This is a genomic window from Mycetocola sp. Y791 (genome assembly GCF_059445325.1).
In genome coordinates, this window is record NZ_JCAIUC010000003.1 from 66,435 (window position 1) to 89,470 (window position 23,036).

20 protein-coding genes and 1 pseudogene are annotated in these 23,036 nt (G+C 64.8%); 10 read left to right on the top strand and 11 right to left on the bottom strand.

Going from position 1 to position 23,036, the window contains the following annotated elements:
* From AC1C2N_RS09370 to AC1C2N_RS09380, 3 genes are read left to right on the top strand one after another with little or no spacing between them, the layout of a single operon-like run.
* Complete coding sequence (locus AC1C2N_RS09370; RefSeq protein WP_495433792.1) at positions 1-1,959, top strand: glycoside hydrolase family 127 protein; 1,959 nt, start codon at positions 1-3, stop codon at positions 1,957-1,959.
* A 2-nt stretch (positions 1,960-1,961) separates the two neighbouring features.
* On the top strand, positions 1,962-2,750 hold the full coding sequence (locus tag AC1C2N_RS09375) for a ThuA domain-containing protein (RefSeq protein WP_495433793.1): 789 nt from the start codon (positions 1,962-1,964) through the stop codon (positions 2,748-2,750).
* Positions 2,747-3,898 carry a Gfo/Idh/MocA family protein gene (locus AC1C2N_RS09380; RefSeq protein WP_495433794.1) on the top strand — a complete coding sequence of 384 codons (1,152 nt, stop codon included), beginning with the start codon at positions 2,747-2,749 and terminating at the stop codon, positions 3,896-3,898. Before AC1C2N_RS09375 ends, AC1C2N_RS09380 begins: the two co-directional genes overlap by 4 nt.
* A 49-nt stretch (positions 3,899-3,947) precedes the next feature.
* Here the strand turns inward: AC1C2N_RS09380 and pdxY are convergent, their stop codons facing one another.
* Together pdxY and AC1C2N_RS09390 are read right to left on the bottom strand one after the other, a co-directional pair.
* The gene (pdxY, locus tag AC1C2N_RS09385) at positions 3,948-4,799 is read right to left on the bottom strand and encodes a pyridoxal kinase PdxY (RefSeq protein ID WP_495433795.1); all 852 of its coding nucleotides are present in this window, start codon (positions 4,797-4,799) and stop codon (positions 3,948-3,950) included.
* 95 nt (positions 4,800-4,894) lie between these two features.
* On the bottom strand, positions 4,895-5,629 hold the full coding sequence (locus AC1C2N_RS09390; protein WP_495433796.1) for an SDR family NAD(P)-dependent oxidoreductase: 735 nt from the start codon (positions 5,627-5,629) through the stop codon (positions 4,895-4,897).
* A 116-nt stretch (positions 5,630-5,745) separates the two neighbouring features.
* On the opposite strand from AC1C2N_RS09390, the gene AC1C2N_RS09395 reads away from it, so the two are divergent.
* Complete coding sequence (locus AC1C2N_RS09395) at positions 5,746-6,738, top strand: aldo/keto reductase (protein ID WP_495433797.1); 993 nt, start codon at positions 5,746-5,748, stop codon at positions 6,736-6,738.
* 105 nt (positions 6,739-6,843) lie between these two features.
* On the opposite strand, the gene AC1C2N_RS09400 is transcribed toward AC1C2N_RS09395, so the two are convergent.
* Entirely contained in the window at positions 6,844-8,127 is a 1,284-nt protein-coding gene (locus AC1C2N_RS09400) for a vanadium-dependent haloperoxidase (protein ID WP_495433798.1), read from the bottom strand.
* 343 nt (positions 8,128-8,470) lie between these two features.
* Here AC1C2N_RS09400 and AC1C2N_RS09405 point away from each other — a divergent pair, with 343 nt between their 5' ends.
* A complete protein-coding gene (locus AC1C2N_RS09405) occupies positions 8,471-8,698 on the top strand; it encodes an RNA-binding S4 domain-containing protein (RefSeq protein ID WP_495433799.1) in 228 nt (75 codons plus the stop codon).
* A gap of 29 nt (positions 8,699-8,727) precedes the next feature.
* On the opposite strand, the gene AC1C2N_RS09410 is transcribed toward AC1C2N_RS09405, so the two are convergent.
* From AC1C2N_RS09410 to AC1C2N_RS09420, 3 genes are all read right to left on the bottom strand, one after another.
* Positions 8,728-8,976: a nucleotidyltransferase domain-containing protein gene (locus tag AC1C2N_RS09410; RefSeq protein WP_495433800.1), complete on the bottom strand. Its 249-nt coding sequence runs from the start codon at positions 8,974-8,976 to the stop codon at positions 8,728-8,730.
* Positions 8,973-9,269 carry a nucleotidyltransferase domain-containing protein gene (locus AC1C2N_RS09415; RefSeq protein ID WP_495433801.1) on the bottom strand — a complete coding sequence of 99 codons (297 nt, stop codon included), beginning with the start codon at positions 9,267-9,269 and terminating at the stop codon, positions 8,973-8,975. Before AC1C2N_RS09415 ends, AC1C2N_RS09410 begins: the two co-directional genes overlap by 4 nt.
* Before the next feature lie 166 nt (positions 9,270-9,435).
* Positions 9,436-10,080 carry a hypothetical protein gene (locus tag AC1C2N_RS09420; RefSeq protein ID WP_495433802.1) on the bottom strand — a complete coding sequence of 215 codons (645 nt, stop codon included), beginning with the start codon at positions 10,078-10,080 and terminating at the stop codon, positions 9,436-9,438.
* Positions 10,081-10,257: 177 nt separating this feature from the next.
* Between AC1C2N_RS09420 and AC1C2N_RS09425 the strand changes: the two genes are divergently transcribed.
* A complete protein-coding gene (locus AC1C2N_RS09425; RefSeq protein ID WP_495433803.1) occupies positions 10,258-11,841 on the top strand; it encodes an SLC13 family permease in 1,584 nt (527 codons plus the stop codon).
* Here the strand turns inward: AC1C2N_RS09425 and AC1C2N_RS09430 are convergent.
* Positions 11,814-12,638: an MBL fold metallo-hydrolase gene (locus AC1C2N_RS09430; RefSeq protein WP_495433804.1), complete on the bottom strand. Its 825-nt coding sequence runs from the start codon at positions 12,636-12,638 to the stop codon at positions 11,814-11,816. The genes AC1C2N_RS09425 and AC1C2N_RS09430 overlap by 28 nt on opposite strands.
* A 38-nt stretch (positions 12,639-12,676) precedes the next feature.
* On the bottom strand, positions 12,677-13,516 hold the full coding sequence (locus AC1C2N_RS09435; RefSeq protein ID WP_495433805.1) for an EamA family transporter: 840 nt from the start codon (positions 13,514-13,516) through the stop codon (positions 12,677-12,679).
* Positions 13,517-13,593: 77 nt separating this feature from the next.
* On the opposite strand from AC1C2N_RS09435, the gene pdxR reads away from it, so the two are divergent.
* The 4 genes and pseudogenes from pdxR (at position 13,594) to AC1C2N_RS09455 (ending at position 19,195) form a co-directional block, all read left to right on the top strand.
* On the top strand, positions 13,594-15,042 hold the full coding sequence (gene pdxR, locus AC1C2N_RS09440) for a MocR-like pyridoxine biosynthesis transcription factor PdxR (protein WP_495433806.1): 1,449 nt from the start codon (positions 13,594-13,596) through the stop codon (positions 15,040-15,042).
* A gap of 157 nt (positions 15,043-15,199) precedes the next feature.
* Positions 15,200-16,828, top strand: a complete 1,629-nt coding sequence (locus tag AC1C2N_RS09445) for an FAD-dependent oxidoreductase (protein WP_495433807.1) — start codon at positions 15,200-15,202, stop codon at positions 16,826-16,828.
* Between the two features lie 110 nt (positions 16,829-16,938).
* Positions 16,939-17,484 (top strand): PadR family transcriptional regulator, encoded by a 546-nt coding sequence (locus tag AC1C2N_RS09450; protein WP_483403883.1) that lies wholly within the window; start codon positions 16,939-16,941, stop codon positions 17,482-17,484.
* 5 nt (positions 17,485-17,489) lie between these two features.
* Positions 17,490-19,195, top strand: a pseudogene (locus AC1C2N_RS09455) (ABC1 kinase family protein).
* On the opposite strand, the gene AC1C2N_RS09460 reads toward AC1C2N_RS09455, so the two are convergent.
* The 3 genes from AC1C2N_RS09460 to AC1C2N_RS09470 are packed head-to-tail and all read right to left on the bottom strand — an operon-like array spanning position 19,192 to position 23,017.
* Positions 19,192-21,339: an alpha-L-rhamnosidase-related protein gene (locus AC1C2N_RS09460; RefSeq protein ID WP_495433808.1), complete on the bottom strand. Its 2,148-nt coding sequence runs from the start codon at positions 21,337-21,339 to the stop codon at positions 19,192-19,194. The pseudogene AC1C2N_RS09455 and the gene AC1C2N_RS09460 sit on opposite strands and share 4 nt — an antisense overlap.
* Entirely contained in the window at positions 21,336-22,166 is an 831-nt protein-coding gene (locus AC1C2N_RS09465; protein WP_483403886.1) for a carbohydrate ABC transporter permease, read from the bottom strand. The genes AC1C2N_RS09460 and AC1C2N_RS09465 overlap by 4 nt, the downstream gene beginning before the upstream one ends.
* Positions 22,163-23,017 carry a carbohydrate ABC transporter permease gene (locus AC1C2N_RS09470; protein ID WP_495433809.1) on the bottom strand — a complete coding sequence of 285 codons (855 nt, stop codon included), beginning with the start codon at positions 23,015-23,017 and terminating at the stop codon, positions 22,163-22,165. Before AC1C2N_RS09470 ends, AC1C2N_RS09465 begins: the two co-directional genes overlap by 4 nt.
* Between the last annotated feature and the right edge of the window lie 19 nt (positions 23,018-23,036).

The window sequence follows — 23,036 nt, forward strand, 5'->3', positions numbered from 1 at the left end:
ATGATTGACGTCAAGTTGGCTAGCGGCCCGGTTCGTCCCACCGTCTCGGCAATCGCAACGCTGACTCCCGCAGCGGTAAGCGAGATCCGCGGAGGCTTCTGGGGCGCGAGACTCGAGGCCAACCGCAATGTCGGCTTACCGGATGGTTTTCGACAGCTCCACGAGGCAGGGAACGTCGAGAATCTTCAGGTCGCTGCTTCGGATTCCGCGCCCTTGAGGCCTGGAGAGCGCATCGATGGCGCTGCGAGCGGGCTGGATGCTGCGTCGCTCGGGTATCACGGGCCCGTGTTCATGGACTCTGATGTTTACAAGTGGATTGAGGCCGCCGCGTGGGAAAGTCAGCGCGATAGCGATTCTGCTCTCGATGAGCAGCGCATATTACTCGAGAGCACGGTCGCTGCCGCCCAGAGAACGGATGGGTACCTTAACTCTTTCGTCCAAGTTGTCACGGGGGTACCGTGGGCAGATCTCGCTGTGAGCCACGAATTGTACTGTCTCGGCCACTTGTCCCAGGCAGCGGTTGCTGCGTCCCGCGGTGTTGGCGACGAAACTTTGCTCGACGTCAGCGCTCGTGCGGCCGACTTGCTCACTGTTACGTTCGGGCCAGCACTCACGACGAGGGTGGATGGACATCCCATCATCGAGATGGCGCTCGTCGAGTTATACCGACAGACCGGTGAGCGGCGCTACCTCGACCTCGCAGCGTGGGCGGTCGACCGTCGCGGTCGGGGAGACCACCACGGACGTGCGTTCGATTTCACCTACTTCTCCGACCGCGTTCCAGTGCGCGAAGCGGTGACCCTCGAGGGTCACGCCGTTCGCGCGCTCTACCTCGCATCGGGTGCGACGGACGTCGCTGTGGAGACTGGTGACGTCCATCTGCTTGCAGCGCTCGAACGGCAGTGGGAGAAAGTCGTCGAGTCGAAGACCTACATCACAGGCGGCATGGGTTCGCGCTGGGAAGGTGAGTCGTTCGGTGCGCCGTTTGAGTTGCCCGCTGATCGCGCCTACGCAGAGACCTGCGCGGCAATTGCAAGCATCCAGTGGAGTTGGCGACTGTTGCTCGCAACGGGAAGGTCCCGCTATGCGGATCTCATTGAGAGAACGCTATACAACGGGATGCTCGCCGGCGTAGCTCTCTCTGGCGACAAATTCTTCTACGCCAACCCTCTTCAGGTCCGTACAGGGGAAGTGGCCGCGTCGAGTATCAGCCCGGCGCTCGGACGCCAGCGCTGGTTCTCCACCGCCTGCTGCCCGCCGAACGTGATGCGCATGCTTGCCCAACTGGGGCATTATGTCGCGACAACCGACGAGTGTGGTCTTCAGGTGCACCAGTACATTGCTGGGACCATTCGGTCTGAACAGCTAACAATCGAGGTGGTTGGGGACTATCCATACGTTGGTGAAATCGAACTTGAGGTGACCGCTGCGACGGGGGCAACACAGCAGCTTTCGCTCCGCATCCCGGAATGGGCGACGGGGGCAACCTGGTCCGTCAGGTCGACCGGTGTGGACGAGGCGGATGTTCAACGGCAAGCAACGCCTGCTGGTGAGTACCTCATCATCCAGCGTCTCTTTGCTGTCGGGGACGTCGTGCACCTCTCCTTGCCCCTGGAGGTGAGGGCGACAGCACCCCATCAGCGGGTTGACGCGGTGAGGGGCGCTGTCGCTCTCGAACGGGGGCCGCTCGTTTACTGTCTCGAGCAAGTGGATCAGCAGGCGGGTTTTGTCGTCGACGACACAGTCGTCTCAGCAAACGTTGCGGCATCCGTCTCGGTTCAGAGCGACCCCGAGCTTCTCGGCGGCACGACCACTCTGCGCTTCGCCGACGCCGCCACAGGTTCGACCTGCATCGCTATTCCCTACGCGCTCTGGGCAAACCGGGGGGCCGGAGCCATGAGGGTGTGGCTTCCTGTCGCGCCCACGATGACCGCACACGATACCGAGTCTAAGGATTGACTATGACTGCACAGATTAAAAAATCCCAGCGCATCCGCGTGCTTGTCTGGGGTGAAAACCGCCACGAGCAGATCGAGGAGAAGGTCCTGGCGATCTACCCGGACGGGATGCACAACACCATCAAGAATGGCTTGGAGGAGAATCTTGGTGGTCGGGTGGAGGTAACCACCGCCACTCTGGACGAGCCCGAGCACGGTCTCTCTGAGGAAGTACTATCAGCCACAGACGTGTTGCTCTGGTGGGGGCACATCGCTCACCACGAGGTCGCGGACGAGGTAGCCGAGCGGGTGCACCAGCACGTACTGGCAGGGATGGGTCTGTTAGTTCTGCACTCTGGGCACTGGTCGAAAATTTTTGGCAAGCTGATGGGGACGTCGTGCACGCTGCGGTGGCGCGCAGAGCACGACCGCGAGGTCGTCTGGACCGTAGACCCGACCCATCCAATCGCCCAGGGAGTTCCGCATCCGTTCATCATCCCAGAGCAGGAGATGTACGGCGAGTTCTTCGATGTGCCCGCGCCGGATGAGCTCGTTTTCCTCTCGAGCTTCAGCGGTGGGGAAGTCTTCCGTTCTGGAATGACGTACAAACGCGGCCATGGAAAGATCTTCTTCTTCAGCCCTGGAGACCAGGACTACCCCGTATATCACCACAAAGACGTGAGGCGCGTGCTCTCGAATGGTGTCGAATGGGCACACTCAGTGCGACCTGAACGCGAGGTCCCCACGCTTCTCCGGTACGAGACTGAGGACTTTTACAATGGGCGCGACTACCAGGGTGCCCTCGTCCGATGACGCACGAGGAGAAGGAAGACTGTGCGCTGCGAGTCGTCCTAGTCGGTGCGGGCGGTATGGGCAAGGCATGGATGAGTGCGCTCGAAGACAACAACGACGTCCAACTCGTCGGGATCGTGGATCTCGACACGACAATGGCAGCCCGTGCAGCAGCTGAACGGGGCGTTGACGTGGTGATTGGAACTAGTGTCTCCGAGATTGCAGCGACGGTCGGCGCCGATGCCGTGGTCAACGTGACGGTGCCAGCAGCACACCATCCTGTGAACACTGAGGCGCTGTTCGCTGGTCTCCCGGTATTGTGCGAGAAGCCCATCGCCTCCACAGTCGCGCAAGCCCTCTCGCTCGCCGCCGCGTCAGAGGTCGCCGGGCAACTGCTGATGACGAGCCAATCTCGGCGCTACTACAGGTCGCTTTCGGCGTTCCGGGATCAGGTTCGATGTCTCGGCCAACTCGGTTTTGCGACGACGGAGTTCTATAAGGCGCCCCGATTTGGTGGATTCCGGGACGAAATGGACCATGTGCTTCTCGTCGACATGGCGATTCACTCTTTCGATGCGGCGCGATATGTTCTCGAAGCGGACCCCGTCTCTGTTTTCTGTGAAGAGTTCAATCCGGGGTGGAGCTGGTATCGCGGCGACGCAGCGGCGACCGCCCAGTTCGAGTTCGATGGAGGGGTGCGATACCTATATTCCGGGAGCTGGTGCAGCGACGGGCTCGAGACAACGTGGAATGGGTCCTGGCGCGTCAATGGGTCAAGGGGGACTGCGACGTGGGATGGCAATCAACGAGCGACAATGCAGGAGCGTGACGGCGAACCAGTTTCGGTTGTTGACACCACGGACGCCGATCCATCCGTGGAAGAGATTCACGGATCGCTCGTGGAGTTCGTGCAATCAGTTCGGACGGGGGCCGTCCCGTCGGGCGAGATTCACGCGAACATCTTGAGTCTCGCCATGGTCGAGGGGGCGGTGCTCTCAGCGCAGAGCGGCGCTCGAGTGAAGATCGCCGATGTGATTGAGGACGCCTACGTTGCTGCACTGGCTTCGGAACGACGTCCAGACGTGCGTGATCGGCTTGACGCATGGGGGTCAGCGGCAGCTGGACTCAGCGCTCGCAGGCACGCAGGAGCCGGCATCGGGCCAGAATAGCGATCGATCTCGCGAACGGGAGGCCGTCGGGGGCTGCTGGCGCTTCGAGTTACCGCACCCGCGTGGCGGCGAACTGCAGTCGCGGGTGAGCGTAGAACTCCTGGGCCTCGATGAGCTGGAGTTCGCGTTGGCCCGACTTGTAGGTGAGTTCGATCAGGTCAAACACGCTCGACGCGGTGCGTTCGAGAGCAACGGCGGCGCTACCGGTCTCGCGATAGTGCGCTGAGAACAGCGCCGCCGTCACATCCCCAGATCCGTTCGCCTTGAACGGCAGATGCGGAGTGCGGACGATCCACGCGCCCTCACCGTCGACGGCGAGCATTTCGATGGTGCCCTCCGGGCGGTCGGGCTGCTCCACGCTCGTGACGAGCACGGTCGACGGTCCCATCGCGCGAGCGAGATCGACCGAGTCGAGAGTGTCAGCGAGGGTCAGCGGCTCTGTTCCCGTCAGATAACCCAGCTCGAACTGGTTGGGCGTGATGATGTCGGCCACGGGCACAACGCGGTCGCGCAGCAGGTCGGGAATCTCCGGGGCCACGAAGCATCCGGACTTCGCATTGCCCATCACCGGGTCACAAGCGTAGATCGCCGAGGGGTTGGCCGCCTTCACCCGCGCTACCGCGTCGATGATGACCTCACCGATGCCGGTGCCGCCCTGGTACCCCGAGAGCACGAGGTCGATTTGCGGGAGGATGCCGCGCTCCTCGATCCCGAGGATCACGTCCTTCACTTCCTCGGGCGCGATGAGGGACCCGCGCCACGCTCCGTAACCGGTGTGGTTCGAGAAATTCACCGTAAAAACGGGCAGCACCTCCACTCCGATTCGCTGGAGCGGAAAAACGGCGGCCGAATTGCCGACGTGCCCGTAGGCAACAGCCGACTGAATCGAGAGAATCTTCACGGAACCCATCCTGCCGCTACTTCGCGTCAACATCAGCCATATGTACGGGGCGTCCCTCTGTTTTTTGCGGGTCGGGGCTGATCGGGACGCCGGCTCTATCTGACGGGCAAGGTGACGCCGGTGGCGTCGGCCAGGGCGGAGAGGAGCTGCTCATGGAATTTTGGGTCGTTCACGGATCGCGCTGGCTGCTGCTGGGCGCCGTGGTACCAGTAGCCGCCGCTGATCTGAAGGTGAGGGTCGGTGGCCAGGCGTTCCTGAGTCTGGTGCCCGAGGTCGAAATCGTCGGGCGCGCCGGCACCGCCCATCTTCGTCGGCACCCACCCCGGGTCGACGGCGTTCGCGAGGACGTTGGGAGCCCAGCGGTCCGCGATCGCAGCGGAGAGTGCTGCCACGAACAGTTTGCTGTCGGAGTAGTTGGCCGTCGAACGGCGTCCATCCCAGTCGAGTCCGTCGAGTTTCGTCCTCCCGCTTCGGTGCATGCCGCTGCTGAGATAGACGTGACGGATGGGCGTGCGCAGCAGGGCGGTAAGGAGGTAAGGAGCCACCACATTCACGGGCAGTAGCGCAGCGCCCGAGATCACACCGGCGTTATGGATAACCGCGTCGATCGGTGGCCCCGCGTTAAGTTCGTCGGCGGCATCGAGCACGGCGTGCCGGTCGGACAGGTCGGCAATGATCAGCTCTGCGCCCCGGGCGGTCAGCGGAGAGACTGCGGCGGCCCGCTCTGTGTTGCGGGCGTGCACGATGACCTGGTGGCCTGCGTCGAGGAGCGCTTCGGCCGTTGCGCGGCCGAGTCCATCGGTGGAACCGGTGGTGAGAATGCGTGCCATGAGCCCATTGTCATCCGGTCTCGTCAACGGAAGCCACAGAAGAGGTGTTCCGATAGGGCATTGCCCGCGACCCCGGTCAGTCGTAGCGTCGCAGGAGACAACGAACAGGAGATCTGATGTTGAACTCACGCGATCTCGGAACCCAGGGACTCACCGTCTCGGAACTCGGACTCGGGACGATGGGGATGACCGCGTTCTACGGCAGCGGAGGCAGCCGCGACGAGAGCATCGCGGTGATCCGCCGCGCCCACGAACTCGGCGTGACACTCTTCGATACCGCTGAGCTGTACAACCAGGGCAAGGGACTCAGCGAGTCGCTTGTCGGAGAAGCGCTCGAGCCGATCCGTGACGACGTTCAGATCGCCACGAAATTCGGTTTCGCCTACGACGCCGACGGCAACCCCAATGGCAACGACAGCAGTCCAGCGAACATCCGTCGAGTGGTGGAGAACAGTCTCCGCTACCTCCGCACCGACGTGATCGATGTCCTGTACCAGCACCGCCCCGATCCGGCCGTCCCGGTCGAGGATGTCGCGGGCACCGTAGGCGAGCTGATCGCCGAGGGCAAGGTGAAGTACTTCGGGCTCAGCGAATCCGGCCCAGAAACGATTCGGCGTGCACACGCCGTGTATCCGGTCTCGGTGCTCCAGACCGAGTATTCGCTGTTCGAGCGCGGGGTGGAAGCGGACGTCCTTCCCACGCTCCGCGAGCTCGGGATCGGGTTCGTCGCCTACTCTCCGCTCGGACGCGGCTTCCTGACATCGGCGGTGAAGCCCGCGTCGGAGTACGACGAGTCGGACATGCGTCGTTTCGACCCACGGTGGCAGGGCGAGAACTTCGAGAAGAACAAGCGCGCGATCGATCAACTCAGCGAGCTCGCCGGCGAGAAGAAAATCACCCCGGCACAGCTGGCCCTCGCCTGGCTGCTCGCGCAAGGCGATGACATCGTCCCGATCCCCGGCACCCGCAGCATCACTCGCCTTGAGGAGAACCTCGGGGCCGCCGACGTCACGCTGGATGCCGACGACCTCACCCGCATTCAGGAAATCGTTCCGAACGGTGCCTATGGCGCCCGTTATGTGGACGAGCACCTCCCCAGCTGGACGTGAGCCGCGGCATCCGCCCGGCTCGCTAGCCGCTCGAGGCCCAGGCCCCAGCAGAGCGAGCCGGTCGGTGTCCGCAGCGACCGGTTCGGCGCTAGCGGTCTTCGGTCATCAGCCCACCGGACGGAACCGGGTCGAAAGGACCCAGTCCGACACCTTGTGCGCGACTTCGTTCGCGAATCCCATGGACTGACGAACGTGGAGCCCGAGCCAGACTCGTGCGTCCATCGCATCCTGGTCCCAGACCTCCGTGCTCTCGTAATGCCTCGTGGTCGTCGAGGGCACAAGGGCCGGGATGTCGATGTCGAGCGAATTCTCGCCGAACAGGTAGCCGAAGACGTTGGATGTCGAGCCGGTCACGCAGGCGTGCCCACTTGCATAGTCGGAGTAGGGCGGAGTCTGAACCATGGGGGTCCACGTTGGGTCAGCCACAGTTGCATCGTTGCCGTCGGTGTCCGCCTCGCGGATCGCGGTGATCGGGCGCCAGGTAGGAACGTCGAATTTCGCACGCCAGCACGTGATCAATGCGTCAGCGTTCGACGTTCCAAGCAGTGCGAACGCTCGTGCAGTGTCGACGATGTTCAGCCCCCTTTGTGCCACAGCGTCACGCAGTGCCGCGTGATACTGCGCTACCGGGTTGGCGCTGAAGAACCGGGCGATCTCGGTCTGTACGTCATTCCGTGCTGAGCCGGTCAGTGAGCCGTACGCTTTCACCTCCGCGAAATCCGCAGCGTAAGCCTCGCTGTCGAGCGGGTACGGGGCGGGGAGATCGAACTGCGTTGGCGACTCGAGCGCCAGCGGGCGCACGAAGCCCAACCAGGGAACCGCGAACGGAAGGAAGGCATCCGGGGTCGGGCGCCAGATTCCAGGGGCGGGTTCGGCATCAAACGTGATCGCCGCATTGCGCCCATCACCGACTCGAGATTTGATGAGGCTGAGCGCCGCTGAGACGCCGACGCGGATTCCGTGGCCGAGCGCGGCGCGGTCCGTGATCCCGGTGAGGGAATTTCGGTAGTCCGTTCGAAGGGCGCCTGCCGACTTCGGGAAGTAATGGTTGAGAACGACGTACGCCGCCGTGGCAGCCGCGACCTCCGGGGACGCCCCACGGTGTGCGCGAGGCTGGGGATTGTACGGTTCGTACGTGCCCTCGATCGCGACGACAGCGTCGTACATGGCGATGGAGACGAAGCCGAAATACAGGTTGGATAACGGAACAGGAACGGCGTTCTCTGCGTAGAACGTCCGCTCGGCGATGGCGTCCCACTTCGTGATAACGGCCGGGTCGGCCGCGACCGGGGGATGCGCCTCAACGGGAGTGCCGGCGATCGACGGAGCGAGTACTCCGGCCATCGCGACGATTGCGAGAGTCAGGGCTCTCGAGGCTGTAGAAAACATGGAAACCTCCAAATGGTTCATGGAGGGCTTGCACGTGTAGAGGGTGCGCTCGGTTCGGGAACGGGTGCAGGCTTTTGACGAACAAGCTCTGCTGCAGCCGAGTATGGCCCGCTCGGTCCGGTACCGCAAGGAGTGTGCTGCGGAAAATCCCGCGCGGGCGTGCGGTGGATTCAGTCGTGACGAGTGGCGGTTCGACGGCTCACTCGTCCGGTTTCAACACCACCTCACCACACGTTTCAACACCACCTCACCACACTGAGAGAAGGCACGAAGCGGTATCCGCCGCCGCGGGTGGCTGACCCACGATCCTGGCGGCCGACACCCGGTCGACTAACATTCGAATATGAAAAATCCGCTTCCGATCGACGACGTCGCGATCGGCGGAGAGAACATTCGCCTCGGGCAGTTCCTGAAATTTGCCGGACTCCTCGACTCCGGTGGAGACGTGAAAGAGGCCATCATCGACGGCCTCGTGACTGTGAACGGCGAGGTTGATCGCCGGCGCGGCCGGCAGCTGCAGCTGGGCGACATCGTCGGTTTCGACGGACGCAGCGTTCGCGTCTGCCCGTGAGGATAGCGGCGCGGACCGAGACCGTACCGCTAGGTCGATAGTCGGTCGAGCAGCGCCAGGTCGTGCACGTCGACGGCACGCGGCTCGTAGCCCGTGTGCAGCTGCCTCAAGCGGTGCGCGGTCGCGACCACCACCGCACGGCCATCGATAAGTCCCGTCGTGCGCTCCGCGGCAGGGTGGCAGAAGACGACCTCGCCGCCCCTGCCGTGTTGGAGACCGTTGCCATCGCCGTCGAAGGTCAGGGGATGAAGGTCCGCGCGCTGAGCACCGCAGCTCATCTCGATCCGTGCAGGGAGCCAGTCCGCGTTTCGCAGACGTAAGCCCGCTCGGTGAGCCACCAGCACGCAGCATCGAGGGCTGCTTCGTCGAGGAAGAGGTCCACATCGCGGTGCGACCGCGTTTGCTGGCCGACCAACGCATCTACTACCCAACCGCCGTTGATTTGATAGACGACGCGATGTTCCTCCAGCCAGTCGACGATAGCCAGCACCTCTGCTGCGTTAGTGCCGTCATCTGCCAGTTCGGGATTCGCCACGACCCCAGTCTCTTCGATCAATTGAGGTGTTGTCACCCGCGGATGTTCCGGCCTCAACGCGAACCGGGAAGAGATGAGTCAGCTCGATGGATACTGTTGGCGGCAGGGCGATGTCGGCCGGTTGCGGTTCGTACATGTCGTTCCTCCTGATGGGTCGTGCGGCGTGGAGTGTGTCAACGGGTGGCGCTGGGTCGGCGGTCGGCTAGTCGTCGCCGTCGAAGAAGCCGCCGTCGAGGATGCGGTTGTAGCGCAGTCGGAGTGCGCGCTCGGTGCTCGCCGCAACCGCTGCCACCGTGAGCGAAACGTTCGCCCACCCCGGTAGCTGGACGGGGCTGGAGAACGTGCCGAGGCGCTCCGCGACGGGTGGAGCCTGCGTGATCAATTCGATGACCTGCGGAGCGCCCAGCACGAGTGCGACAACGAGGATCAGCGCGGATGCCATGCCGATAGCGCGGCTCAGCGCCGGGTAGGTCCGGTCCAGGTGGGCGCGCAGTCCTTCGGCGGAAGCCGGATCGGGAACAAGCTGCTGCTCCCACCCGTCAGCGGTCACATAGTGGCTGCGCTTCAGCCCGAAGATGCTGAGCTCAACCTCGATGGTGCCACCCGGTACCGCGAAAGCCGCGGGGAGCTCAGAACGAGCGTGGTGGATGCCATTGCGGTAGAGCTCCGCGTACACGTTTCCGTCCTCATCGCCGGCTTGCCGGACGTCGACGGACCACGTCTCTGGCGTGCCGCCCTCGCCCGTGAGGTCGAGGTGAAAGAGGGAACGCGAGAACAGCTGCCACCAGTGATAGCGGGGGAGGCCCTGGCCGTTCCCCGGCTTCACCGTGTGTTTCGACACCAACATGTGCCCAGTAGAAACCGTGTCCTCGGAACACAGTCAAGCTTTTCTTCGAACGCGCCACAGTGAGCGGCTATCAGCACTCGCCGGGAGCCCCCTTCAGAACCGAATGAGACAATGAGGGCTGCGCGTTCGAGCGCGACATCGGGCGCTTGAATAAACGCAGGAAATGAGGCGCCGTCGATGGATCAGGTGACCGTAATCTTCGTCATCCTCATAGCTGTGGTGATCGCATTCGTTACGAACCGCCTGCCACCGGTGCTTGTGGCCGCGGCTGTTCCCCTGGCCCTCTGGGCCACGGGTCTGCTGACACTGGAAGACTCCCTCGCCGGTTTCGGCAACGAGCTGGTCATCTTTATCGCCACTCTCTTCATCGTCGGTGAAGCTTTGGTGGCCACCGGCGTTACCGCGTGGATCAGCAAGCAGATCATCGGCCGAGCCGGACAACGCCGCTCGCGACTCACCATTCTCATCGGCGCGATGGCGGCAGCGCTTGCGGCTCTCATCAGCATCAACGGTGCCGTTGCTGCCCTGCTTCCGATCGCCGTCGTCGTCTCGGTGCGCGCGGGAATTGTTCCCTCACGGATGCTGATGCCGCTTGCCTTCGCTGCCAGCGCTGGATCGTTGCTCACGCTCACCGGAACCCCCGTGAATATCATCGTCTCCGACCTGGCCGCTCGCTCAGGGGGTCGTGAGTTCGGCTACTTCGAATTCGCGTTGGTCGGCATCCCGCTCGTCGTGCTGACGCTCGCTGTCACCGCCGGCCTTGGCGGCCTGCTGCTTCCGCACCGCGAGGCCGAGAGACTCGCCGAGGAATCGAGCGACCCCGAGGAGCACGCTGAAGCGTGGCGGGCAACCTACGATGTCGACGTCACTGCGCGACGCCACTTCGGCCCGCGCGAGGGCGTCCTCGAGGTTCTCATCGCTCCGCGATCCTCGCTGATCGGTCGCTCGGTACGCGCGGGCATGCGGACCCGCGACGAAGATCTGGTCATCCTCGCGCTCAACAGGCCCGGTGAAGGAACCGGACTCGAGGCAAACGGAGAGGCACTCACGCTCCGTGCCGGTGATTCCGTGCTCGTTCAGGGGCCATGGGAGGCCCTGCACCGATACGTCAGCTCCCCGGATGTCATCGCTGTGACCTCGCCCCGGTCACTGCAGCGGGGCGTTCCGCTCGGACGCGGCGCACGCCGCGCGTTGGTCGTGCTCGCCGGGATGATTCTCCTTCTCGCGACCGGGGTTGTGCCCGCGGTGGTTGCCGGGGTGCTCGCGGTCGGCGCACTCATCCTCAGCCGGGTACTGACCCCCACGCAGGCATTCCGCTCGGTTGCGTGGGAGCCCGTGGTTCTCATCGCCTGCATGATCCCGCTGTCCTCCGCGTTCATCGCGACGGGCGCGGCCGACCTGGTCGCAGATGCCCTGCTCAACGTCGTCGGGCAAGCCTCGCCGCACCTCGCCCTGCTCGCCATTTGTGTCGTAACTGTGATCCTCGGGATGTTCATGTCGAACGTTGCAACCGTCCTCGTGATCGCGCCGGTTGCCGTCTCCGTTGCGAGTGTGCTCGGGGTCAGCATCCTTCCCTTCATGATGGCGCTCACCGTCAGTGGTGCCGCAGCGTTCCTGACCCCAATCTCGACGCCGGCCAACATGATGGTCATGCAGCCCGCCGGGTATCGCTTCGGCGATTACTGGCGGATCGGTCTTCCGCTCACGCTGATCTTCGTCGCTGTGGCGGTGCTCTACGTCCCGCTCGTGTGGCCGTTCTGAATCTCTTCGAGTCGCTGACGCTGCCACCGGTGCACCTCAGGTAACCAGTCCAACGGTGCGGACGGGCCGATCCTCACATCGTCGGGCTCTTTCCCGTCTCGCAACGCCCGCACATACGCGCGATCCTGCTCCACGCGCGTCCGCATCTCCGCATTGCCGCCGACAGATCCGTGACCGGGAACGACAGCGCTCACGGCATCCGCTATGCCCTCGAACAACCGCAGCGCCTCGAGGTAGTCTCCGATCGGATCCGCGGCAGCGAGGTCGAGAAACGGCATGAGAATGTCGGAGAGCATGTCTCCGGCGACAAGAACGCCAGACTCCTCGACGACGAGTGCGGCGTGGCCCGCGGCGTGGGCACGGTGCTCGATCACCCGGATGCGGGGACCCTCCCACGGGACCTCCGAAACAGTGGCGGGCAATCCGCTGATCTGGCCGAGCAAGTCCATCGGGATCTGGTCGGCGTATTCCGGCGGGAGTCCTTCGGCGACCTGGGCTTCCCAGTCGGGTTGCACCAGCAGCTCCGCGAGATACGCCGCACCGCGGGCTGTTCCGTAGCGGGGCACGTCGCCGAAGCGTTCGTGCCACAGCACGTGGTCCCAGTCGGGGTGCGTCGAGAATCCGGCCACCACGGGCGTGCCACGGTCGCGAAGATCATCGGCGATGGCCGCCATCTCTGCAGCGGTGATACCTGGGTCGATAAGCAGCACACCATCCCTGCCCTCGACAACGACAGAGTTGCTCTGGATGAACTCGCTTTCGTGAACGAGGATGCCGTCGGCAATGGTTTTCAGCATGAGGAGCCTTTCCTGGATCGTCTGTTCCTTGTGGTGGTTTAGCCGAGCGCCATGGTCGCGACCGCGAGCGTGCACAGGGTGATTCCGGCGCGTTGACCGATGGTGACCCGCTCTCGGAGGAGCGCAGCGGCGAGCAGCACGGTGACGGCGGGGTAGAGCGAGACGAGGACGCCGGCGATGCCGAGGCTGGTCGCTCCGGTGGCAACCATGAAGGCGAGGGTTCCCGCGGCGCCGAGCACTCCGGAAGCGCTGCCCCAGCCGAGGACACCTGTTGACGGACGCCAGATCTGCCCCAGACTGGCGGCGGCCATGACCGTCAGAATTGCTCCGACCAGTTGATTGGCGGCGAGGGGGAGCAGGCCGGCGTTGTCGGAGATCTGTGCGAGGGCGATGAAGAGGACGCCGAAACCGATGCCGGCGATCGCGCCGTCGATGAGCGCTGCACGCCGGTGTGTCGCGCGGTCTGCGACCGAGCTCCGGGAGACGAGCCAGATCCCCGGCAGCGCGGCAAGGATGCCGCCCCAGGCCAGCCAGCCCGGCCGCTCACCGAAAACGACGCCCGCCATCAGGGGCAGAATCGCGGCGCCGACGGCGGAGATGGGGGCGACGAGCCCCATCGTTCCGCGGGTGAACCCGCGAAACAGGAAGAGACTGCCGGTTGCCGAGCCAACCCCGGCAAGCGCCGCCCACATGAAGTCCAGCACCACAGGGCTACCGGGGGCGACCAGCCCGGCCAGCAGCATAACGAGAGCTCCGGCGCTCTGGCCCACCAGGACAACCTGCCACGATGAGTGGCGGCGCGAGCCGAGGCCGCCGACAAAGTCGGACGCGCCGTACGCGAGAGCTGACCCGAGTGCCAGCAGGATGCCGAGGTTCATTTGTCGAGTCTGTCGCCGATATGGCTCCGTCAGAAGGTCCGCTTGCCACCCGGAAAATTAGGCCATTTACTGGGGAGATGACAGTGAAGTGGGGCCGAGGTGGCCCCGACGTGCTGGTGGAGCTGGAATCCAACGCGGGATCGCTCGGGTCTCAGATCCAGAGCCAGCTGCGGGCGGCGATCCGCGAAGGGCGACTCGGGGCGGGTGAACGCCTGCCGTCAACGCGACGGATGGCGGAGTTGCTCGACGTGTCACGCGGCACCGTTGTCGATGCGTACGAGCAGCTCCTGGCTGAAGGGTACGTCGAGTCAGCGGTCGGGTCAGGAACGCGGGTGGCGGCACTCCCGTTGCCGGGCCCGGCCTCGCGACCGGCTGCGGCAACGGTGTCGGCGGGTACCGCGCCACCCAGGCCGGTCACCATCGATTTTGAGTACGGCGTCCCCGATCTAGGTACGGTACCGCTGTCCGACTGGAGCTGGGCCGTATCGGAGGCAACGCGTACTCTTCCGACACGGGAACTCGGCGACGAAGACCAGGCGGGTTCAGCGCACCTGCGAGAAGTCGTCACCGCGTATCATCGCCGGGTTCGCGCCGGATGCGCTGCGGCCGACGACGCGGTGATTGTGTCGGGCTTTCGGCAGGGACTGACGTTTGCCCTCGCGGCCCTCGCCCAGCACGGAGTGCAGCGGATTGCGCTCGAGGATCCCGGTCCGCGCGAGCACGCGCTGATCGCCCGACGTGCGGGACTCGAGGCCGTGCCGGTGCCTGTCGACGACCAGGGTGTCGTTGTCAGCCGCCTGCTCGACACCGGGGCTCGCGCCGTGTTGCTGACACCGGCCCACCAGTGCCCAACGGGCGTGGCGCTGAGCCCGTCACGGCGGCGCGAACTGATCGCCTGGGCAGAGGACGTCGACGGCGTGATCCTCGAGGATGACTACGACGCCGAGTTCCGCTACGACCGTCAACCGGTCGGCTCGATGCAGGGCCTGAACGCGGCCCGCGTGATCGCTCTTGGGTCGGTCAGCAAGACCCTCGCCCCGACGATCCGGCTGGGCTGGGTGCTCGCGCCACCGCAATTCCTGGCCGCAATCATCCGCGAGAAAAGGCTCAGCAGCCGCGGTGCCCCCGGGCTGGATCAGGAAGCGTTGGCGCTGCTCATGGAAACCGGTCGCTTTGACCGTCATCTGCGACGCGTCAGGGAGCTCTATCGGTCACGCCGGGATGTCCTGACTGTCGAGGTGGAGCGTAGCTTCGGAGCGGACCGATTGTTCGGCCTGGAAGCCGGCTGCCATGCCCTGCTCCATCTCCCGGGCGGGGTGTCCGAGCACGCAGTGGCGGCGACCGCAGCGACTCGAGGGGTTCGCGTGAATACGCTCAGCCACTATCGGTTCCCGGACGGAGCCACGGATCCGGTCCCGCGCCCGCCCGCGCTGGTGCTCGGATTCGGCAACGTCACCGAGGAACAGATCACGCGCGGGATCCGTCTCCTCGCGGATGCCGTTTCTCGCGTGCGACAGGGCGGATGAGCCCCTTCGTCGAAGGAGGGATACCCCCTCGAAAGCCGAGGACTCGGAACTCGCCATAGACAGCATGGCGGTCGGCGAGCAGACTCAGATTTGTTTGTTTCGCTGACTGGGGCGGCTCACTACGGCCGCCGCGTTTACCGAAAGCTGAGGCGCTGCCATGGTCGACTACTACGCAGATCCCGCAACCATCCCGATGCTGAGCGACGCACAGTGGGCGCGACTGACGCAGCACGCTACGCGTTTCGACGTCGCAGCGGGCGAGCAGATCATCGCCACGGGCCGGGAGAACTATCCGATGATCCTCGTCGAGTCCGGCGAACTCGAACTCGTTCGCGATTCTCTGCGGTGGCTCGATGAAGAGGTACTTGCACTCATCGGGCCAGGTCACTTTGCCGGTGAACTCGGTCTCCTCAACGGTCAGCGCGCGTTCCTGTCCGTGCGGGCGAAAGCGCCCAGCCGGATCTGGCGCCTGGAAGCCGCCGCGCTCCGGCAAGCGCTCTCCGAGGACGACGAACTGGGTGACCTCATCCTGCACACGCTGTGGGCTCGCCGGGAGTCGCTTCGGAAGGGCTCGGCGGCGCTGACCTTGAAATTCGTAGGGGTGGGCGACTCGCGAGAATTTCTCGCGCTCCAGCGGTTTGCGGAGCGCCTGGACCTCATTCACACAGCACTGGCACTCGAACCGGATGCGACCGTCTCGCACCCCGGCTTTCAGTGGGAGCCGGAGGACCTGCCGGTGGCTTTTATTCAGGGCGAAGCGTTCGTTCGGGCGACTCCCGCCATCGTCGCTGAGCAACTCGGGCTCAGCTACGAGCCCACGAGTGAGAGCGCTGTCGACCTCGTCGTCGTCGGCGGCGGTCCCGCGGGACTGGCCGCGGCCATCTACGGCGCATCCGAGGGGCTCAGCACACTTCTCCTCGAAGCCGTTGCGCCGGGCGGCCAGGCCGGCGCAACCTCGAGAATCGAGAACTTCCTCGGCTTCCCCTTCGGAGTCAGCGGGGCGTCGCTGATCGGACAGGCGACGCTCCAGGCGATCAAGTTCGGTGTGCGGGTCTGCGCACCGTGTGCTGCGTCCGGTTTGCGTTCCACCGACGACGGCCTTGAGGTCGTGCTGGCCGACGGGAAGACGATCCGCGCGCGCTCGGCAGTCGTGACATCCGGTGCCGCCTACAAGCGATTGCACCTGGACCGGTGGGACTTTTTCGAGCGAACCAGTATCTACTATGCCGCGACCGCCCTCGAGCTGAGGCAGGTGCACGGGGCGCCGGTCGTCGTCGCCGGCGGCGGCAACTCGGCCGGTCAGGCAGCCCTGTATCTCGCGAGCAACGGTTGCGACGTTCACCTGGTGGTGCGCGGCGGTGACCTCGGCGCACGGATGTCGTCGTACCTGGTCGACCGAATTGTGGATGACCCACGAATCCATCTTCACCCCTCGTCGAACATCGTCGGGCTCGATGGCGAGCACACCCTCGAGACGGTGCACATCGATACGGCCGGAACGGTTGAGGCGCGCGGGCTGTTCTGTTTCATCGGTGCTGACCCGGCGACCGGCTGGATCGGCGGCCTCGATTGTGATGAGGCCGGGTTCATCCGGACCGGAACCGATATCTCGCAGCAGACGCTGCAACGCTGGCAAGACCTGGGACGGGAACCCCTGCCGTTCGAGACCTCAACCCCACGCGTGTTCGCGGCCGGCGACGTCCGCCGCGGGTCGATGAAGCGCGTCGCCGCCGCTGTCGGTGAGGGGTCGAGTGCGATCGCATCGGTTCATCGGGTGCTCGCGTGACACGGAGGAAGGCGCGGAAATCACCGACATATCCCCGGTTGGAGCCTCTATCGCTCGCTCAGCGAACGATATATCGTTGACCATCGCTCGGAGTTCACAGGAGGTTCATCATGGGCAACTCATTCCCCGCAGGAGGATTCGGCGCAGGCATCCCCACGGACAGCATGTGGCAGATCATGGAGCAGCTGCGATCGACATTCGACAAACGTCCAAGCGGCCGGATGGGCCGTGGTGACGTCCGGGCCGCTGTGCTCGCGCTGCTTGCAGAGAAGCCGATGCACGGCTACCAGATCATCCGCGAGATCGAGGAGCGCAGCAACGGAAGCTGGAAGCCGAGCGCCGGATCGGTGTACCCGACGCTGCAGCTGCTCGCCGACGAAGGGCTCATCGAGTCCGAAGAATCGAATGGCCGCAAGACTTATTCGCTGACCGAGGCCGGGCGTGCGGTGACTGTCGACTCCGGCAACACAGCTCCGTGGGAGACCACGGGCGCGAACGATAAGTCCGGCTTCACCGCGCTGCCGAAGGCGGGCGTTGAACTTGCGCAGGCGGCCACGCAGGTGGGTCGCACCGGTTCGCCGGAGCAGATTCGGCAAGCGGTCACGGTCCTCGACGAGGCGCGTCGCCGGCTCTACGCGATCCTCGCGCAGGACTAACGGCGGTGCCGCCGGTTCGCCGGGACCGAGGCTCTTCGCCGTCCGGAGCTGGAAATACGCGTGCTCGGTATCGCCGCATCCTGCGGTTCGCCGGGTGGAATCTCGCGGTGACGTGGTGGTACGAACTTGTGCTCCCGCGCATCGGACTGCGGAGAGTCGCCGACAGGACGCGGACACGGCGGATGCAACGCTTCGCACGGCGCTTCCACGTGCTCGCGGTCGACCTCGGCGGGCTGATGATCAAGGTCGGCCAGTTCATGTCATCCCGGCTCGACGTCCTGCCGCCGGAAATCACCTCGGAACTCGAGGGGCTGCAGGACGAAGTGCCCCCTGTGCCGTTTCCCGCCATCCGGACCCTCGCCGAAGCGGAGCTCGGTGTGCGGCTCGAGCGAGCGTTCCAGTGGATCGACGAGACGCCGGTGGCAGCGGCATCCCTCGGCCAGGCCCATCGCGCCACTCTCGGTGCGCTCGACACCGCCGACACGGGGCTGACCGGCGCCGTGATCAAGGTGCAGCGCCCCGGCATCGATGAGATCGTCGACGTTGACCTGGCCGCGCTGCGCAAGGTGGGCGGATGGCTCAGCCACGTGCGCCTGGTTTCTGACCGCGTTGACGCGCCCGCGCTGGTGGAGGAGTTTGCGGTCACGAGCCTCGAGGAGATCGACTACCTTCACGAAGCAATGAACGCCGAGCGGTTCGCGGCTGACTTCGCCGGCGACGACCGGGTGGCCGTCCCCGCCGTCGTGTGGGAGCGGACCACCCGACGGGTGCTCACGCTCGAAGACGTGACGGCGATCAAAATCAACGACACGGATGCCCTCCGTGCGGCCGGAATCGAACCGAGCGACGTGGCATCCGTCTTCGCCACCGTCATGTTCGACCAGTTGTTCACCCACGGCTTCTTCCATGCCGACCCGCACCCGGGCAACATCTTTGTCACGCCGCTCGACGCCCCACCCGGTCAACGGTCGTGGAAGCTGACCTTCATCGACTTCGGGATGATGGGGGAGGTGTCGGGCAGTACCCGTGCCGGCCTGCGAAAACTGCTGTTCGCTGCGGCATCTCGCGACGGGAAGGGACTCGTCGACGCAATGGGTTCCGTCGGTGTGCTGCTGCCGACCGCGGAAACAACCGAGCTCGAACGGGCGATGGTGCAATTGTTCGCCCGGTTCGGCGGGATGGGCTTCGCCGAGCTGCGTGACGTCGACCCGCGCGAGTTCCGTGATTTCGCCGTCGAGTTCGGTGATGTCGTGCGCTCGTTGCCCTTCCAGCTGCCCGAGAATTTCCTGCTCGTGATCCGAGCCATGTCACTGACATCCGGTGTGTGCAGCGCCCTCGACCCCGGTTCAACCTGTGGGATTCCATCGAGCCCTACGCCACGCAACTGCTGCGCGATGAGGGTGGGAACGCGGTGAAGGATGCTGCTCAGCAGGCTCTCGAGATCGCGGGCATCGCCCTGCGGCTGCCCCGGCGCATTGACAACCTCATCGCCCGTTTCGACGATGGCACCGTCTCGGTGCAGAGCCCCGCCCTGGAGCGCCGGGTGATCCGGCTTGAGCACACGGCGCGGCGCGTCGTCTCAGCGGTTCTGTTCGCCGGGTTCCTCATCGCTGGGGCCGTGGTCCGGGACGCGGATGCCGTGTTCGGCACGGTACTGATGGCCGTGTCGGCAGTTCCGTTGCTCCACGCGCTCTTTGCCTCCCGCCGCTAGCGACGCGGCATCCCGACCGAACGGGAACCTTGACTACCGGGGCTGCTCGGCGCGGTGCTCGCCGTCGCCGACACGCTGTGAGGTAGCTCGGACGCAAACTTGACGGTGGCAGGTCCGTAGACCGCTTCGCCATCGCGCACCAGCGCTGTGCCCTCGGGGATCTCCACTGTCGTGTGCTCCCGCGTGGCAACGGCAACGATGTCACCGGCGGGAGCCGGAACGACGACAGCGGCCCAGTCGAGGTCGCCGAGCTCAGGACGAACCTCGAACCGTGCCCATCCGTCGTCCAGCGGCCGGACCCCGAGGACGGCCTCTGGGAGGATTGCCGCCGGACCCGACGCCCACGCGTGGCTGAGGCTGCGGCCGAACGGTCGCCCGTACATCGCGAGTGGGTCGTCATCGAGAGTGGCTTCCTCCCAAAACGTGCCAGGACCCCGCTCGAGCATCGCACCCCAGATCTCCCGCAGCTGGTCGAGCGCTGCCTGTGTTTGTCCCGCTGCGATCATCGCTCGGAGACGGAACGCCGTCATGAAGGGGGTTCCGGCGGTTCCCGCCTGAATCACTTCCGTGACACCGGGCGGGATATCATCCCCGTGATGGATGCCGGAGAGCACGGCGAGAAAGTTGGCGTATGTGGCTGGCCGCTGCGAGTCTCGGGCATCGAGGTAGTCCGCCCAGCGCCCCTCGGAGGCAAGCCACCCGCGTCGATGCAGGGTCTCGGCGAGTGTGAGGGACAGGTCGCCCCAGCGCTGGGCGTTCGGGTGTTGAACCGCGCTGAGCACCCGGTGGGCACTTCGAAGAGCCCAGTACCAGAGCATCTGAAGCGCGACCGGGTCCCGACCGCTTTCGATGTCGAGACCCCAGTCGATGAACACCGAACCCGGCCCAGAGTCGGTGAACCCTCCGGGCTGTTCTGCCGGCCGAAAGACTCCATCGCCTCCCGCAAACCGGGCAAGATTGGCCACGAACCGGTCGAGCCTCCGCGCCTCGGTCTCCGCAAACCGGAGATCGCCGAAATAGCGAAGCCTCAGCTCGGCAGTGACCACCCACCAGAGCGAGTAGTCCGCGATTCCGTTCACATACCCGTGGCTCGGCTGGCCCAGCGCGACGAGCCCATCGGCGACGACCCCCGCGGCGCCGAGCGCGAATGCGTTGGCCAGGGTGCTTAGCGCCTGGTCGCCGGCCCACGGCATCCGGTCTCGTTTGATCCCGTCGATCATCAGCCCCTGCATGCACAGCCGCAACGTGTACTGGGCGGAGGCCCAGATGCGGGTGAGCTCATCATCGGAACAGGCGAATGCTCCTGGGCGGTCGATCGCGGCCACGGAGGCGCGCACGGCGACGACGTCGAGTGCGGTGCTCGATCTGACGAATAGGTCTCTGAAGCCCAACAGGTGCTGTGTGGTCCAGCCGCCGTCATCGAGGGCGATGAGATCGTGCCTGGTCTCGTGGGTGTCAGGGTCGCTGAGCGCTTCTTCGATGCTCTCGCCGCTGCAGATCCGTGGGGGAGGCCCCGGTGGAAAGACGGGTCGGCCGAGCACGGGCGCACCGACGTCGAAGAGTGAATTCCCGATGCTGCGCGCGACGAGTTCGACCGTGCCGGTCGGTGCCAGGTGCGGAGGAACGTCGCCGCCCTCCCGGGGGTTTGCGGGCTCCCATGGCCTACCGGCGGTGCGGGCTTTCCACTCCCGGATGGGCGCGAGCCTGTCCACCGCTACCGCAGGGACCTCGCCCTCCGCTGCTGTCAGATCGAGGCGGATGCCGGTGCCCGCCGGAGCGGGAAAGGTCACCGAGTTCGACCGACCGGATCGGTCGAGCACAACAGGTGTTCCTCCTACGGTGACCGCGGTGAGCGTCCCGGAAAAGCGCACCGTGACATCCGCGGCATCCGTCGTCATCGCTGTGAATGACGCTGTCGGGCAGACGCGACCGTAGTTGCGGGGGTAGTGCACGTTGCGGTTGGCGGCAAAACCGTCGGCGACGAGATGAGCCAGCAGGGCCAGCTCGAACTGTCCCGGCCCGTAGACCCACGCTGTTCCGCCCGCGGGCGGGGTGACGGCACCGTCATCGAACGGCTGCGGAGACCGCTCGCGCACCCAGGCGCGCAGAGCGGCTGCGCTGCGCGGCGGTTGGCCTTCGGTCACCCCTTCACAGCGCCCGATGTCATCCCGGCGACAATCTGGCGCTGGAAGAAGATGTACATGATCAGCGGCGGAATGGTGATGAGGAGGATGTCGGCGAACAGGAGGTTGAACGAACTCATGGACTGGGAAATGAAGTTGAAGGTCGTCAGTTGTACCGTGGCGTTCTCGTCTCCCGGCGCGAAGTACAGCGCGTACGTGAAGTCGTTGAAGACGAACACCGACTGCACGACGATGACCGTGACGATCACCGACCTGAGCAGCGGAAAGATAACCCGGAAGAACAGTTTGATCGGCCCTGCGCCGTCAATGATCGCCGCCTCGTCGAGCTCGCGAGGGATTGTGGAGACGAACGCGCGGAACAGCAGGATGCAGAACGACAGGCCAAGTGCGACGTGCACCGCGATCAGGCCGGGGAGGGTCTTGAAGAGTTCGAGGCCCTGGAGGACCCAGATGGTGGGGACGACGGCCGGTGGGATGATGAGGCCCGCGAGGACGAGGCCGTTCACCAGCGGGTTCCATCGTGACCTCCGGCGCTGCAGTACGTAGCCCACCATGGCGGCCAGCACCACCATGATGGACACTGCCGCGACCGTCAGGATCGTGCTGTTGATGAACGCCCGGACCAGGAGGAAGTCGCGGTTCTCGATGACCGCGACGATGTTGTCGAAGAACACCCACTCGGTCGGCAGGGTGAACTCAAGCGCCGCTGCCTCGCTCTGGGTCTTTCCAGCGGTGAACACGATGAACGCGAACGGCACGATGAAGACGATAAACGCGAGGATGAGGGCAATCGTGCCCGCACCCCACTTCCATGCGACATTTTTCATTGTTCGTCGCCCTTCTTGTTCAGCCACCGTGAGAGTGGAAAGACAATCGCCGCCACGACGATGAAGAGGACGACATTGCCAGCGGTTGAGAGGCCGAAGAACCCGGCCTGGTACTGCTTGTAGACGACGGAGGCGAGGACGTCACTCGTGAACCCCGGGCCTCCTCCGGTCATCGCCCAGATCAGGTCGAACGAGCGCAGTCCTCCGATGAGGGAGAGCAGCACCACCGTCACGGTCGCGGGACGAAGCAGCGGGAGAGTGATGTTTCTGAACGTGTTCCATGCGCCAGCACCATCAACTTTGGCTGCCTCGAAGTACTCCTGGGGGATGGCAACCATTCCGGCGATATAGATGAGGGTCGCGAGTCCAACGCCTTTCCAGATGTCGACGAGGGCGACGGAGAGGAGGGCAATCGAGGGATCGGTCAGCCACGCGGGGCCCTGAATCCCGATCACGGCGAGGGCCTCGTTGATGGGTCCGTCGAACGGGTCCATCAAGACCTTGAACAGGATGCCGACACCGATGGTGCTGACCAGAACGGGAAAGAAGATCGTCGCTCGCAGGAAGCCGCGTCCGACGATTTGCGAACTGAGGAACACGCCGAGCATGAGACCGATCACGACCTTGGCCCCCGACGTGAGGAAGGCGTAAATGAACGTGTTGACGAAGCCCTGCACCAGTTGCGGTTCCTGGAAGAACCTCACGAAGTTGTCGAAGCCGATGAAGTCCACCTCGAAGAGCGTCCACCGGGTCAGCGAGAAGTAAAACGACGCAACGGTGGGGACGAGGAACAGCACAACGTAGAAGACCCCCGCTGGAATAAAGAACCAGGTCGGATATGAACTCTTCATCCGCCGACGTTTGGCTGGC